This is a genomic window from Hymenobacter sp. BRD128, assembly GCF_013256625.1.
GTDB lineage: Bacteria > Bacteroidota > Bacteroidia > Cytophagales > Hymenobacteraceae > Hymenobacter.
This window is the reverse complement of sequence record NZ_CP053908.1, coordinates 583,354-598,556: the sequence shown is the minus strand read 5'-3', so window position 1 is coordinate 598,556 and position 15,203 is coordinate 583,354. Positions and strand designations below refer to the sequence as shown.

Genomic DNA, 15,203 nt, shown 5'->3' with positions numbered 1-15,203 from the left:
AGCAGTCAAGCTAAACCTGCTGTCGGGCTCCGTCTGGCAGCAGGTTTTTTTAGGGGCTAGCCCTACCCATACGCCGCTTTTGCCGTACTTGCCAGCCGTGAAGCTGCGCCGGCATTTATTCGAGTTTGAGGACCTGCCGTGGTTTCCGGCCGTCATCCGGGCCGGGATGATGGACTACCTGCGCTTCATGATTTCGCTGCTGGGCACCTACCGCCCGGTAGCGCCGCTGCTAGCCCAGGGCCTGCGCCACACCCACCAGACGCACCTGCTGGAGCTGGGTGCCGGCGCCGGCGGCGGCACCGAAACGGTGCTAGCCGCGCTGCGCGCCCAGGGGTTACCCACCGCCACCATCACCCTCACCGACCTCTACCCCCAGCCCGCCGCCTGGGCCGACGTGGCCCGGCGCACCGCCGGCGCCATCCAGGGCCACGCGGCGCCCGTCGATGCGCTGGCCGTGCCGGCGGGGCTAGCGGGGCTGCGGGTTATTTTTTCGGCCTTCCACCATTTTGCGCCGCCGCAAGCCGAGGCGCTGCTACACGATGCCGTGGCCAGTGGCCAGGGCGTGGGCGTGTTTGAGGGTGCGGCCAAAAGCTGGCTCGAAGTAGGACTGGCCCTCACGGTGCTGCCGGTAGCGCAGCTGCTGCTAACGCCTTTTTTCCGACCCTTTCGGCTCAGCCGCTTGGTATTTACCTACTTGCTACCTATTATTCCGCTGGCTACCATGTGGGATGGCACGGTATCCATCCTGCGCATGTACCCGCCCGAGGCGCTGCTGGCCCTGGCCCACCGGGCCGACCCGGCCGGGCGCTACTACTGGCGGGCCGGGCAATTGCGCCACTGGTGGGGGCCGCGCGTAACCTACCTGGTAGGCTGGCCCACCGCGCCCGCCGGCTAGCCTACCTTCGCCCCTATGCTGCCCGCTTACCGCCGAGCTTTTGCGCTACTGCGCCTGCCGTTTTCGCTGTTTCTGATGCCCGTGTTCTGGTTCGGGCTCAGCGCCTTGCAAGCCCCCTTTAGCTGGGGCCGGGCGGCGGCGGTGTTCGCCATTCTGCACCTGCTGGTGTACCCGGCCTCCAATGGCTACAACTCTTATTACGACCGCGACGAGGGCAGCATCGGGGGGCTGAAAGCGCCACCGCCCGTCACGCCCGAGCTCCTGCACCTGGTGTGGCTCTTCGAAACGCTGGCCCTAGTGGCCTCGCTGCTACTGAGCTGGCCTTTTGCGGCGATGGTGACGGTATACATCCTCATTTCGCGGGCCTACAGCTACGAGGGCATTCGCCTGAAAAAATACCCGCTGCTGAGCACCGTGGTGGTCGTCATTTTCCAGGGAGCTTTCACCTTTTTGATGGCGCAGGTGGGCGCGGGGGCTAGCCCGGCCCAGCTTTTTGAGCCCACTAATTTGCAGCTAGCCCTGGTGAGCACACTCTTCCTATGCGGCTCCTACCCGCTCACTCAAATCTATCAGCACCAGGAAGATGCACGGCGTGGCGACCGCACGCTGAGCCTGCGGCTGGGCATTCGGGGCACGTTCGTGTTTGCGGCAGCCGGGCTGCTGGCGGGCGCGCTGCTCATGGCCCTCACGTACTGGCAGCGCGGCGAAGTACGCAGCCTGGGTGTTTTTTTGGTGGCTACCGGGCCGGTGGTGGCGCTGTTTTCGCGCTGGGCGTGGCTGGCCTGGCACGACCCCACCCTGGCCAACTTTGAGTGGACCATGCGCATGAATAAGGTATCGTCGGTGTGCTTGAGCGCGGCCTTTATCACCGTGCTGCTGCTCGGCGCCTAGTGGCCGCCGAGGCGCCCGAAAGCCGCCAATATCTCATACTCAATATCCTGCACAATCAGCATGCGCTCCTCGTGAATAGACGCCTGGTAGGCCAGCGCCGTGGCCGTTTCAGGCGATACCTCCCAGCGAGCCAGGGCCGTCAGGGTTTCGATGCGCTGTAACGAGAGCTGAATTCGGCCATTGATGGCATCCCACAGGGCCGGGGCCTGCTCGGGCGCGGCTACCAGCTCCAGGTCGAGCAGACGCATCGCAATGCCCGCCAGGCGCTGTAAAATGAGCTGCTCATTCGTGCTAAACTCGCGGGGCTTTTTGTCGAGCACGCAGAGCGAGCCAATCGGCTGGCCATCAGCCGTCTGGATGGGGTGGCTAGCGTAAAACGCAAAATCCTTTTGCGCCTCCTTGCTAATCCAGTGGCAGGGCTGGGTTCGCAAATCAGAAAAAACAGTGGTGCCTGGCATATGCACCGCCACGGCACAAATGCTGTCCTGGCGGGCCAGGCGGCTGGCTAGCTTCGGGTCGCCCACGTTGCCCGGGTAGGTTACTTCCTCGGCATCGACGAGCGAAACCTGGGCCATTGGCGCCGCAAAAAGCTTGGCGGCCAGCTGGGCTATATCTTCGAATACTTCATTGTGTGCGTGCTCTAATGCTTTGTACGGCTTCAGCGCCTGGAGGCGCGCAGCCTCTTGCTCGGCAGATATCAAAAGTGCAGCAGCCATCAGAAAGTGTATAAAACGAAGAACGGGCCAAACCCCACCCGCTTGCGAAGATAGTGTTTGGCCCGCTAATGACGGCGTTATACCCGCGCTAGCCGTTCATGGCTAGTAGGAATTCTTCGTTATCGCGCGTGCCTTTCATACGGTCTTTGAGAAATTCCATTGCCTCGGTGGCGCTCATATCGGTCATGAATTTGCGCAGCACCCACACGCGGCTCAGTTCGTCGCGGCTCATCAGCAGGTCTTCGCGGCGGGTGCCGGAAGCCGGAATGTCGATGGCCGGGAACACGCGCTTGTTGGCCAGCTTGCGGTCGAGCTGCAATTCCATGTTGCCGGTGCCTTTGAATTCTTCGAAGATAACCTCGTCCATCTTCGAGCCGGTTTCGATGAGCGCCGTGGCAATAATCGTCAGCGAGCCAGGCCCTTCGATATTGCGGGCCGCGCCGAAGAAACGCTTGGGCTTTTGCAGCGCTCCGGCGTCGATACCACCCGACAGAATGCGCGAGCTGCTGGGCTGCACCGTGTTGTAGGCCCGCGCCAGGCGGGTAATCGAGTCGAGCAGAATCACCACGTCGTGGCCGCACTCCACCAGGCGGCGCGCCTTGTCGAGGGCCAGCTCCGCGATTTTCACGTGGCGGTCGGCCGTTTCGTCGAAGGTCGAGCTTAGCACTTCGGCCTTCACCGAGCGGGCCATGTCGGTCACTTCCTCGGGGCGCTCATCTATCAGCAGGATAATGAGATAGACTTCGGGATGATTTTCCGAAATTGAGTTGGCGATTTCCTGCAGCAGCACCGTCTTACCCGTTTTGGGCTGGGCCACAATGAGGCCGCGCTGGCCCTTGCCGATGGGCGCAAACAGGTCGAGCACGCGGGTGCTCACCTGGGTGGACTTGGTCGAGAGCTTAAGTTTTTCGTCGGCAAACAGCGGCGTTAAGTGGCTGAACGGCACCCGGTCGCGTACTTCCTCCACCGTGCGGCCGTTGATGCCTTCCACGTTCACGAGGGCAAAATACTTCTCGTTTTCGCGGGGCGGGCGCATGGTGCAGCTCACCGTGTCGCCGGCCTTGAGGCCAAACTGCCGCACCTGCTGCGGCGACACGTAGATGTCGTCGGGCGAGGTGAGGTAATTATAATACGGCGAGCGCAGAAAGCCGTAGCCGCCGTCGGGCATCAGCTCCATCGTGCCCGAGCCGGGCACTACCAGCTCGAGCTCGGGGGCGCGGGCCGGACGCTGCTGTTGCGGCTGGCGCGGGCCTTCGGCCGGCTGGCCAGCCCCATTCGGTGGCTGATTCCCGTTTATTTGCTGATTAGTAGCGGCCTGCTCGCCGGCCGGCTGGCCTTCGAGCCCCTGACGCTGGCGCTCTTCGCGGCGCTGCTGGCGCTGGGCTTCGCGCTGCGCGTAGCGCTCTTCGCGGCTCAGGCGGGGCTGGTCGGTAGCGCCATTGCCGTTGATGGGGCGCGCCTCGCGGGGTTGGTCGGTGGCGTAGCGGCTTTGGTTTTGGTTGTTGCCGCCTTCGCGGGGCTCACGATTTTCGCGGAACTCCTGGCGCGGCTGGTCGTTGCGGCCCAGGCGCTGGGAGTTGTCGCGGGGCTCGCGGCCATCGCGGTTTTCGCGCTCGAAGCGCTGCTCGCGGCTTTCGCGGCGGTCGGCGTAGCTTTCGGCGGGCACTTCGGCCGCTACCTCCACGGTATCGGACGAGGCAAAGGCCTGCGTATCAGCGGGCGTGGCTTCGGGGCTAGCAGCCGGCTGGCCGGGCTCGCGGCGGGGCAGCGGCCGGCCGGCGCGGTCTACGCGCTCGCGCCGCTCGCGGCGCATGGGGGCCGTGCTTTCCTCGGCCGAGTGTACCTGGGCGGCGGGGTTGGTCTCGGTGGGCGGCACGGTAGCCTCTTCGGTGGCTACCGACACATCGGCTACGGCTTGCTCGTCGGCTTCTACCCGCTCAAGGCGCGTGGGCTGCGGTGCTTCTTCCTCAGCCACTTGGCTAGCCTGCGGAGCAGCTTCTGCGGACGCGGGCGCGGCGGGTACCGGCTCGGCCGCCGCCACGGCCACATCAGTGAACGGCTGCTCGGCCACTGCGGCCGCGGGCCGGCGGCGGCCGGCCCCGCCACGGGCACCACGAGCCGGCGCTACTTCGGTCGCCGCCGGGGCCACAGCGGTAGCTTCGGGGGCTGCCGAGGCCGGCGCAACAGCTTTTTTGCCGGGTAGCTGGTCGGCTGGCAGAATAGCCTGCTGGTCGAGGATTTTATAAATCAAATCCTGTTTGCTCAGGCGCTTAAAATTGCCAACGTTCAGTTGCTCAGCAATTTCTTTGAGGTCGGACAGCAGCCGGTCCTTCAGCTCATTGAGGGTGTACATACAATAGGTAGGGAGGAGAAATCAGAATGGGGCTAGCCCAATGCGCTGCGGAAAGGTGCTAGCCCTAAGGCCATGCGAAGCCGACCCGGCCCAAAGACCGGAACCCAACAACACGAAGCGCCAAAGCGCCACACAACCAACAAAGCGGCAGGCAACAAGCAAGAAATGAGTGAGGTGTGAGAAGAGTAGCCGGCAGCTCCACCAAAAGCAACCTGATTGAGCCGGCTACGCAGCGGGCTAGCCCGGTAGGCTGGCCCGGCCGACCCCGTGGGCCGGCTTGCTGCTGCAATATTAAGTCATTACGGGCAAACGGCAAACAGGTTGGGCTGCGAAGCAGGAAGCAGGAATGAAGAATTATCCGTTCCGTAATTCTTCATTCCCGCTTCCTGCTTCGCAATTCTAACTTCTTTTCTAGAAAACTACCTTTGCCTGCATTATGCTGCAAATTTCCGTCCTTAAAGAGCAGACCGCCCGCGTGCTGGCCGGCCTCGCCAAACGTAATTTTAAAACGGCCGAGGCCGATGTGCAGGCCGTGCTCGACCTCGACCAGCGCCGCCGTGCCCTCCAAACCCAGCACGATAGTGCAAAGGCTGAAGGTAATCAATTAGCGAAATTGATTGGCCCCTTAATCAAAAAGAAGAATTCTTCTGCTATCTCGCCTCTTTCTCTTCTTGATGAATTAGCCCTAGAGAAATATCAAAATGAGGCTGCTAATTCAAAGGAGATTGTCAAGTCCTCTATCGAGGAAATAAACTTTGTTGAGAATGAAATCCAGCGTTTGCTGTATAAAATCCCGAACGTGCCGCACGAGAGCGTACCCGCCGGCCGCTCGGCCGACGATAACGAGGTAGTGCGCGAGGGGGCACCAAACCGACCCTGGCCGCCGGCGCCCTGCCGCACTGGGAGCTGATTAAGAAATATGATATTATTGATTTTGAGCTGGGTATCAAAATCACGGGCGCGGGCTTTCCGGTGTATAAGGGGCAGGGCGCGCGCTTGCAGCGGGCGCTGGTAAATTTCTTTCTGGACCAGGCGCGCGATGCGGGATACACGGAGGTACAGCCGCCCATCCTGGTAAACGAGGCTAGCGGCTACGGCACGGGCCAACTGCCGGATAAAGAAGGCCAGATGTACCACGACAAGCAGGACAACCTGTACCTGATTCCGACTTCGGAGGTGCCAATTACCAACCTGTACCGCGACGAAATTATTCCGGTCGAGAAGCTGCCCGTGCGCAATACCGGCTACACGCCCTGCTTCCGGCGCGAGGCGGGCTCGTGGGGCGCCGATGTGCGCGGGCTGAACCGCCTGCACCAGTTCGACAAGGTAGAGATAGTGCAGCTTACCCAGCCCGAAAACTCCTACGCGGCCCACGAAACGATGGTGGCCCACGTGGAAAAGCTGCTGCAACTACTCGAATTGCCTTACCGTGTGCTGCGCCTGTGCGGCGGCGACATGGGCTTTACCTCGGCCCTCACCTACGACCTGGAGGTGTGGAGCGCCGCCCAGGGCCGCTGGCTCGAAGTGTCGTCGGTGAGCAATTTCGAAGCCTTCCAGGCCAACCGCCTCAAGTGCCGCTACCGGGCCGAGGGCGGCAAAACCCAGCTACTGCACACGCTCAATGGCTCGGCGCTGGCCCTGCCGCGCATCGTGGCCGCGCTGCTCGAAAACAACCAGACGCCCGATGGCATCCGGCTGCCCGAGGCGCTGCATAGCTACTGCGGCTTCGATAAAATAGGTTAAAATTTTTCTGGTATTTTACCAGCAAAAAGTTGACGCTCTTTCTGTTATTCAGAAATGGTGTCAACTTTTTTTTATCCAAAATGGGACGGACTATATTGGGGTAAAATGGCCATTAATTAGGATTATCCGATAAAATTTATAAACTTTCATCTTTTATAATGCAAAAAGTGGATTCGCTAACTTCTGCATTGTAGTTTGGAATCGTCAATTTATCATTTGTACTTACATGAGAAATATCGACTCCTATTGCTCGGCGCTACTGTTGCTGGCGGCCGGCTTGCTTGCTGGCGCGCCGGCCCAGGCGCAAACCACGCGCACGCTTGTTACTACGACCGACGGGAGCGCTGCCCCGGCCTCGGAAAATCCGGCCGCGCTGCGCTTAACCCAGCCGCCGGCCCCCGAAGCCAGCGCCGCTTTCTACGATGGCTCGCACAAGGACCTGCACCAATCGCTGGCCTGGATGCAGGAAACCAATGCCGTAGCTCCTACTTACTGGAACCTGTACACGGAGGCGCGCATCCGCCTGCAGATGCAGGATTACGCGGGTGCGCAGACTACTGCCGAGCAGGCTTATAAGCTGGCTCTTAAGGCAATGCCGGCTAGCCAGGCTTACGTGCAGCTCAGCGCGGCTGTCGTGAACAAGGCGCGCACCCTGGCCCAGCGCTAGCCGCCGCATCCTGCTTTACCCCTAGCGAAGCCCGCCCACCCGGCGGGCTTCGCTACTTTTGGGCTGGCAAGTACGTGCCATTCTATCTCTTTTTGCGCATATGAAGAATTTTGCATTGCAGCTCGGCACCGCTACGGCGCTCGCTATCAGCCTGCTGGCCGCCCCCACCGCCCAGGCTCAGATTGCAACGCCGCAGGCTAGCCCCAAAAGCACGGTGACGCAGCGCGTGGGCCTCACCGACGTGACCATTACTTATTACCGCCCTAGCGTGAAGGGCCGCGCTATTTTCGGCGGCGACAAAGCGGTGGTACCGGCCGGCAAGCGCTGGCGCACCGGGGCCAATGCCACTACGAGCATCAAATTTTCGGATGATGTGACCGTTGAGGGCAAGAAGGTGCCGGCCGGCGAGTATGGCCTGTATACCATCCCCAACGCCACCGAATGGACGGTAGTGCTCAACAAAAGTCTCAAGCAAGGGGCTGACGTCGATGGCTTTAAGGATGACCAGGACGTGGCCCGCTTCACTATCAAGCCCTACAAACTGGCTACTAAGGTCGAAACGTTCACCATCACCTTCGCCGACCTGACGCCCGCCACCGCCAACGTGGCAATGGATTGGGAAACTACGGGCGCCAAGTTTAAAATCACGAGCGACGTGGACAGCAAGGTGCTGGCCCAGATTGACGAAAAAGTCGTCAAAAACGCCAGCCCGACGGCTAATGACCTGGCCGGCGCCGCCGTCTACTACTACGACAACAACAAGGATATGAAGCAGGCGCTAGTCTGGATTCAGAAGGCCAACGCCACTGACCCCAAGTTCTGGAACGTGAATACGGAGGCCAAAATCCGCTTAAAAATGAAGGACTACAAAGGCGCCGTAGCTGCCGCCGAGCAGTCAAAAAAGCTGGCCCTGGCCGCCACGCCCGCCAACACCGAGTACGCCAAAATGGACGACGAGCTGATTGCGGAAGCTAAGAAGGGCGGCAAGTAAAAGCTGAACGTCCTGCTGAACTTATCGAAGCATCTCTCCCGAACGACCCTAGCGGCACGGGAGAGATGCTTCGACAAGCTAAGCAGGACGTTCTTTTTTAGCGCTTTACCATGACCTACTGTGGGAGGACCTTTACCACGAGCTGCGAGGCATGGCTAGGGTTGTGATACAGTTTGTGAGTCTGCGCTTTGAAGTCAGTCTCGCTAGCCTCGTAGATGTTGGGCACGTAGGTCTGCGGGTTTCTATCCACGAGCGGAAACCAGGTGCTTTGCACCTGCACCATGAGGCGGTGGCCCTTGCGGAAGGTGTGCAGCAGGTCTTGCACCGTGAAGGGCACGGCCGTTACCTCATTGGCCGCAAAGGGCTTGGGCTGGCTGAAGCTGTCGCGGAAGCGGCCGCGCATTACCTCGGAGCGCACCATTTGCTGATAGCCGCCGAGGTGCACGCCGGGCGCGGTGCGGGGGTTGTCGGGCGTGTCGTCGGGATACACGTCGATGATTTTTACCACCCAGTCGGCGTCGGTGCCGGTGGTGGCCACTTGCAACAGCGCCTGCATGGGGCCGGCTAGGGTCATATCCTCCTCCAGGGGCGCGGTTTGGTAGGTGAGCACGTCGGGGCGGCGGCTGGCGAAGCGCTGGTCGTCGGTCATGTACTCGCGGGTCATGCCCACGTTGGTGGCCTCGGTGAAGGGCACGGGGTGCGCGGGGTCGCTCACAAATTGGTCAAACTCGAAGTTGACGTCGGGGCGGCGGCGCTCGTTGCTGCCATCGGTGGGCGCGCTAAAGCTCAGGCCGCCCGCCTGGCGGAAGTAAAGCGTTTTGGTCTGGGCCTGCTTGGGCGGCCAGGCATCGAAGGCGCGCCAGCGGTTGGTGCCGCCCTCAAACATGGTGGCTTCGGGCAGGCTAGCGCCGGGTTTGGCATCTTTGAGATACGACTTAAAGAACGGCGCCTCGATGTTTTCCTGGTACCACAGCGAGGGCGAGGGGCCGTAGTTCACGTTGCCCACCATTTCGCCGGTGCCGCGCGCCCAGCCGCCGTGCACCCAGGGGCCCATCACGATGCGGTTGCTGAGGCCCGGGTTTTTCTGCTCGATGGTCTGGTAGGTGTTGAGGGCGCCAAACAGGTCTTCGGCGTCGTTGAAGCCGCCCACGGTGAGCACGGCGGTCTTCAAGTCGTGCAGGTGCGGGCGCAGGTTGCGGGCCTGCCAGAAGGCGTCGTAGTCGGGATGCTGCATGAGCTCGTTCCAGAACGCCACTTTCCCCTTGTAGTACTGCTCGTTGGCATTTTTGAGCGGCCCCATGCGCAGGAAAAAGTCGTAGCCATCGGGCGTGCCGTGCTTGATGCCGGGGTTGCCCACGGCCGTGGGCTGGGGCCGCGCCTGCCCGAAGCTGTACAGAAAATTAAAAGCGTGGGGCAGAAAAAACGCGCCGTTGTGGTGAAAATCATCCCAGAACCAGTCGGCAATCGGCGCCTGGGGCGAGGCCGCCTTCAGCGCCGGGTGGCGGCTGAGCAGGCCGGCCGAAGTGTAGAAACCGGGGTAGCTGATGCCCCACTGCCCCACGCGGCCGTTGCTTTTGGGACCGTGCTTAAGCAGATACTCAATGGTATCGTAGGTGTCGGTGCCCTCGTCGGTGTCCTTTTTGGTGGCGTGCTTTTCGAGCTCGGGGCGCATGTCCAGAAACTCACCCTCCGACATATAGCGCCCGCGAACGTCTTGATAGGCAAAGATGTAGCCCTCACGCATCATCTTGCTGCTGGGGCCCAGGTTGAGTTTAAACTTGGTGGGGCCGTAGGGCCCGATGGCGTAGGGCGTGCGGTTGAGCAGGATGGGGTAGCGCACCTTGTCGGCATCCTTGGGCGCGTACACGATGGTGTAGAGCTTCACGCCATCGCGCATCGCAATCTGGTGCTCCGTCTTGACGTAGTGCTGCTGAATGTAGAGCGTGTCGGCCAGCACGTTCGCCATATTTTCGGCATCGGTGACGGACTGCGTGGCGGGCGGCAGGGCCAGCGCCTGCTGGGCGCGGGCGGCCGGGCTAGCCAGGCCGAGGGTAAGCAGGAAGGCGGCGGGCAGGAGTCTTTTCATGGGCAACGTTTACAGAGCAGGTAGGATACAAAAGAACGTCATGCTGCATAAAGTCAAGTACCCCGTCCGTACCGTTAGCAATACCAGTCCAACAACTCCGGCGAGAGGCTTCACTTTATGCAGCATGACGTTCTTTCCAGATGCAGCGCTGCCCCTAGCCCATCGCCTGGTTAAGCGCCACAATGGCCGCTTTGTAGTCTTCCCGGCCCAGAATAAACTGAATATTGACCTTACGCAGCGCAAAGCCGGCGCTGCGGATGTTGATGCCCGCCTCGGCCAGCGCGCCGGCAGCCTTGGCGAGTAGGCCGGGCTGGTCGATATTGGAGCCAATGAGGCACACCATCGAGGAATTTTCGCTGGTTACTTTTTCGTACTTCGTTTCCAGGGCGGCCACCAGCTCTGGCTTCAGGTCCTTCTGCCAGATAACCAGCGAGATGCTGTTGGCGCTCGTGGCCTTGAAAATATAGCTCACGCCGAAGTCAAAAAACGCCTGCATGAGGTGCAGGTCGAAGCCGGCCGCGCCTACCATCAGCGGGTCGTAAATGTCGATTATCACCACTTTATCGGTGCCCGTGATGACTTCGATGTGCTTTTCGGGCGATACAAAGTCGCGGGTAATGAGCGTGCCAGGGTGCTCGGGCTCGAAGGTATTTTTGATGCGTAAGTCGATAGCGTTGATTTCCAACGGCTTCGAGGCCTTGGGATGAATGGCCTCCATGCCCACGTCGGCGAGCTGGTCGGCCACGTCGTAGTTGGTGAAGCCTACGGGGTGGCAGTAGTCCACGCCCACCAGCATGGGGTCGGCCGAGCAGAGGTGGTATTCCTTGTGAATGATGGCCTCCTGGGGGTGCACGGCCACGGCTATCTTGCTGAATGTCACCTCCGAATACCCACGGTCAAACTCGCGCATGATGCCCTCGGTGCCCTTGGTGTAGCCGGTAGCAATGCAGATGGTAGTGGCAAAGTCGATGCCCGCGAAGGCCTGCTGAATGCGCGCATCAATCGTCAAGGGTCGCGCATCGTCGAAGCCGCTGAGGTCGATGAGCGTGGCATTCAACCCTTTGTTTTGCAAGATATTGACCGAGTTAAAGGCTGAGTGCGCCTCGCCGATGCTAGCCAGGATTTCGCGGGCGGCCTGCAAAATATTGGGGCCGTTCACGTAGCCCGAGGCCAGCACGTTCACGAGGCTTTCGAGGTAGGCCTGCGCCTGGTCGATGCGCTGCTGAATGAAGGCATCGGCCACGGCCAGGTCGAGGCCCAGCGGGGCGTAGTTTTTATTCAGCTCCTTGAGCTTGGCGGCCACCTCTTGCAGCGCGACCCGAAACTCCTGGTGCTCGGTAATGCGGTGATACACGCCGGGCGCGCCGGTTTTCTTGTTCTCCAGCAGCCAGTTGGTGACGTTGGCGTAGGCCGACACCACGAAAATGCGGTTGTACAAGTCCTGGCCCTGGCGGCCGTGGAAGATGATGTTCTGGAGGACATCAGCGAAGGCGGTCATGGAGGTACCGCCGATTTTTTCTACTGTGAGCACGGGCCTTGCAAAGGGGAAATGGCACCGGGCGCGGCCCGGCACTCGCAAACTTAGAGCTTAACTAAAAAAGAACGTCATGCTGAGCTTGTCGAAGCATCTCTACCGCATCGTCAGGCTAGTGACCCTAGCGGCGTGGTAGAGATGCTTCGGCAAGCTCAGCATGACGTTCTTATTGGTTAAAATTTTACTTGCCGCCCGACTCCACCAGATTAGCCAGCACCCGGAAGGCGCCCGGCACGCCCGCCGGCAGCTCCCGAAACAGCGACAAGCCGGTGTAGATGTAGCGGCCCTTACCATAAGGCGCCACCAGGATGGCGCTTTGCTTGTCGGTCTCGCCGGGGTCGTGACTGGCGATAACGGGTTGATAATGCGCATCCCAGCTCGACGGGTAGTAGAGACCCTGTTCCTGCACCCAGCCAGTGGCGAAGTCGGCGGGCGTGAGCTTGTTGGGTGTATTCAGCACCGAGGCGCTAGGGGTCAGAAACGTGACGGGCGTGTTTTCCACCGTCACGCGGTCGGCGGAGAGCGTGAGGGGGTAGGGCCCTATTTGGGGCAGCACGGTGCCGCGGTTTACTACGTATTGCACCAGCATAGTACCGCCGTTTTCGACGTACTTGAGTAGGGCGGGCTGCTGGGTTTTGAGGCGGTCGAGCACGTTGTAGGCGCGCACGCCGAGCACCACGGCGTCGTAGCGGGCTAGCCGGTCGGCGGTGAGGTCGGTGGCGGGGTCGAGCAGGCTCACGGTGTAGCCGAGCTGGCGCAGGGCCTCGGGCACCTCGTCGCCGGCGCCCATGAGGTAGCCGATGGTTTTGGTGTGGCCCCGGGCCACGTTCAGCTTCACGAGCGGCGCGGTGGCCTCGAGGAAGAGCGTCTGGGTCGGGATGTGCGGGTAGATTATTTGCTGGATGCCCCGGCTGTATTTCTCGGTGCCCACGGTGGCCACGGCGCGCAGATCGGCTTTGCCCTCGGCCGCGCCGGCCAGCGGGCGCAGGGTGAAGTTGACGGTCTGCTCGTCGTCCTTGTTTTTGAGGGTGAAGGCGACGGTGGCGGGCTCGGCCTGCCAGCCGCTGGGCACCTGCAAGGCCAGCGAGCCGGCTACCCCGGCCTGGCCGGCGCGCAGCGTCACGGGCACTTGCTTGGGCTGCTGGTCGGCAAAGACGTAGGCACGGGCGGCGGGAATATTCACCATTACCGGCGGCACCACGGCTAGGGGCTGGTAGAGCTCACCGAGAACCGGGTCGGTGTGCTTGTATTGGACGGGGATAAGAAAGGCGTTTTTTCGCCCGTTGATTGATATCAAGCAAGTTATCGCTAACGCAGCATCATTTTCTGGCTTACCTATTATTTGCTGGCGTATTGTGTAAATATCGGCTCCTGTTCTTTCAGGCAAACTGGCGTTAGCCTGCGGATTGTAATTGTAAGTAATAATGCCTTTGCCAGGTACTTTGAAATCAAATACAGTATCTGGTACCTGATACATTCCTACTGATGCTGGCTTGATTAGCCAATAAGGTTGCGTCAGAGAAGTCTGAGCAGGCAGCTTCGTTTTCAAATTAATTACCGCAGGCATTTGCGACAGCAGCGGCTTATTTAGCACAGTATCAGTAAGTACATACGCTGCTAATTCATCCAATACCATCGGCGTTTTAGAACGGTTCAGCACCGTGACACTGACATTTAAAGGTTGTCCAGCAGTGATAGTTGCTGAAGAAGCAATGGCTTCAATATGTAGCCCTAAGCTTGCTTGAATCAAATTTTGCGTTTCATACGAGGTTTTCTCAACCCAAAATGGTGAGCCCTTCACGTTGAGTAATGCGGACTGTATTTGCACTAGCCCCGCCACGCTGGCGCTAGGGTTGCTCGCGTCATACTTCCGAATCACCTCGTCCACCATTTTGCCGATGGCCGCGCCGCCTGGCACGCGGTTCCAGGTCTGGTCGATGCCTTCGAATAAATCGGTTTTGGCGGGCGTGCCTTTCACGAACTGGAAGTACTCGATGGCCTCGCCGCGCTGGGCGGCCGCGCCGAAGCCCTGGCTGCGGTGCTGCGAGCGCGAACGGGCCGCGATTTCGCCGTAGCTCTGGCCTAGCAGGGGGTTGTAGCCGCCGGCATCAAGTTGGAGGTAGCCGTCCATCTTCTCGCCGGGCTTCACGAAGTAGCTGCCGGTGTTCCAGTACAGGCGCTTGGGCTGCCACACCTGCACGTAGTTGAGCTGCTCGGGGAAGCGCTTGGGGTCGCCGGCGGCGTCGAAGGCTTCGGCGGCCAGGATGGCGCTGGCCTGGTGGTGGCCGTGGCCGGCGCGGGCATCGGGCGGGAAGCGGGTGATGAGCACATCGGGCCGCCGCTGGCGAATGACCCACACCATGTCACTAAGCACTTGCTCCTTGTCCCAGATGGTGAAGGTTTCGGCCGAGGTCTTGCTGAAGCCGAAGTCGTTGGCGCGCGAGAAGTATTGGTGCGCCCCGTCGATGCGGCGCGCCGCCAGCAGCTCCTGGGTGCGGATAACGCCGAGCTGCTCGCGCAGCTCGGGGCCGATGAGGTCCTGGCCGCCGTCGCCGCGGGTGCAGCTGAAGTAGCTGGTTTCGAGCAGGCGGCCGTTGGCGAGGTAGGCCAGCAGGCGGGTGTTCTCATCGTCGGGGTGGGCGGCGATGTACATCACCGAGCCCACCACGTTGAGCTTTTTGAGGCCTAGTAGAATCTCCGACGAGGTATACGTTTTGGGCGCCTGCGCCTGGGCAGTGAGCAGCGAATAGTGTACAGTGAGTAGCGCCAGCAAAAGGCGGGCGGTGGTGCGTAAGGACAAAGGCATAAACAGCAAACCAGTTTGGGCCGTGAAGTTACCGGCTAGCCGGACTGGCGAGGCACCTTTGGGATGGGGCCATTCGCAAAAAAGCCGTCGAGCCGCGCAGTGCGCAGCCCGACGGCTTTTCTTGGCGGGGCGGCTTGGTTAGTACCGCGCAACTTCGCTGGCCGGGCGCGGGGCACCAGGGCAGGGGTTGAGCGGACAGGCCGCCGGGGCTTGCAGGCTGAGCGGCAGGCAGGCGGCACAGTAGCCGGCTGCCCAACAGCCCGCGCACCCGCTGTTCAACAACTGGGGCTCGGCCCGGTCGGTGAGCAGCGTGGAAGAAGAAACATGTTTCATAGCAGTAGTTAGAAGAAGAAGGTTGAGATAGCAACAGCGAGCCAGCAACCAGCGCCAAGCAACTCAGCTGCCTTTTGCCGGGGCATAGCTAGCCCGATGTCCGCTTCAAATGTCAGCCAAACGCCGCACGGCACCCACAATTTCATGCGAATGGCCGGGCTGGCTTATTGAATGCGCTGGCCGGCTTC

General features: G+C 61.0%; 10 protein-coding genes and 1 pseudogene. 5 read left to right on the top strand and 6 right to left on the bottom strand.

Translation table 11 applies throughout. The annotated features are described in order from the left end of the window. Window positions 1-79 precede the first annotated feature (79 nt). Together GKZ68_RS02745 and GKZ68_RS02740 are read left to right on the top strand one after the other, a co-directional pair. Window positions 80-895 (top strand): class I SAM-dependent methyltransferase, encoded by an 816-nt coding sequence (locus tag GKZ68_RS02745; protein WP_173110499.1) that lies wholly within the window; start codon window positions 80-82, stop codon window positions 893-895. Window positions 896-910: 15 nt separating this feature from the next. Then, window positions 911-1,786, top strand: coding sequence for a UbiA family prenyltransferase (locus GKZ68_RS02740; RefSeq protein ID WP_173110497.1), 876 nt, complete (start codon window positions 911-913; stop codon window positions 1,784-1,786). On the opposite strand, the gene GKZ68_RS02735 is transcribed toward GKZ68_RS02740, so the two are convergent. Next, window positions 1,783-2,502, bottom strand: coding sequence for a GAF domain-containing protein (locus GKZ68_RS02735; RefSeq protein ID WP_302052005.1), 720 nt, complete (start codon window positions 2,500-2,502; stop codon window positions 1,783-1,785). The genes GKZ68_RS02740 and GKZ68_RS02735 overlap by 4 nt on opposite strands. A gap of 88 nt (window positions 2,503-2,590) precedes the next feature. Continuing rightward, the gene (gene rho, locus GKZ68_RS02730; RefSeq protein ID WP_173110493.1) at window positions 2,591-4,855 is read right to left on the bottom strand and encodes a transcription termination factor Rho; all 2,265 of its coding nucleotides are present in this window, start codon (window positions 4,853-4,855) and stop codon (window positions 2,591-2,593) included. A 436-nt stretch (window positions 4,856-5,291) separates the two neighbouring features. Here rho and serS point away from each other — a divergent pair. From serS to GKZ68_RS02715, 3 genes and pseudogenes are all read left to right on the top strand, one after another. Next, window positions 5,292-6,598: pseudogene (gene serS, locus GKZ68_RS02725) on the top strand (serine--tRNA ligase). A 226-nt stretch (window positions 6,599-6,824) separates the two neighbouring features. Next, window positions 6,825-7,265: a hypothetical protein gene (locus tag GKZ68_RS02720; RefSeq protein ID WP_173110491.1), complete on the top strand. Its 441-nt coding sequence runs from the start codon at window positions 6,825-6,827 to the stop codon at window positions 7,263-7,265. Window positions 7,266-7,365: 100 nt separating this feature from the next. Beyond that, the gene (locus GKZ68_RS02715) at window positions 7,366-8,256 is read left to right on the top strand and encodes a DUF2911 domain-containing protein (RefSeq protein ID WP_173110489.1); all 891 of its coding nucleotides are present in this window, start codon (window positions 7,366-7,368) and stop codon (window positions 8,254-8,256) included. A 115-nt stretch (window positions 8,257-8,371) separates the two neighbouring features. Here GKZ68_RS02715 and GKZ68_RS02710 read toward each other — a convergent pair whose 3' ends face one another. The 4 genes from GKZ68_RS02710 to GKZ68_RS02695 form a co-directional block, all read right to left on the bottom strand. Then, window positions 8,372-10,342: a CocE/NonD family hydrolase gene (locus tag GKZ68_RS02710; RefSeq protein ID WP_173110487.1), complete on the bottom strand. Its 1,971-nt coding sequence runs from the start codon at window positions 10,340-10,342 to the stop codon at window positions 8,372-8,374. A 154-nt stretch (window positions 10,343-10,496) separates the two neighbouring features. Beyond that, window positions 10,497-11,873, bottom strand: a complete 1,377-nt coding sequence (locus GKZ68_RS02705) for an aspartate kinase (protein WP_173110485.1) — start codon at window positions 11,871-11,873, stop codon at window positions 10,497-10,499. A gap of 184 nt (window positions 11,874-12,057) precedes the next feature. Beyond that, window positions 12,058-14,682, bottom strand: a complete 2,625-nt coding sequence (locus GKZ68_RS02700; protein WP_254244135.1) for a PIG-L family deacetylase — start codon at window positions 14,680-14,682, stop codon at window positions 12,058-12,060. Window positions 14,683-14,820: 138 nt separating this feature from the next. After that, on the bottom strand, window positions 14,821-15,015 hold the full coding sequence (locus GKZ68_RS02695; RefSeq protein ID WP_173110483.1) for a hypothetical protein: 195 nt from the start codon (window positions 15,013-15,015) through the stop codon (window positions 14,821-14,823). Window positions 15,016-15,203 lie beyond the last annotated feature (188 nt).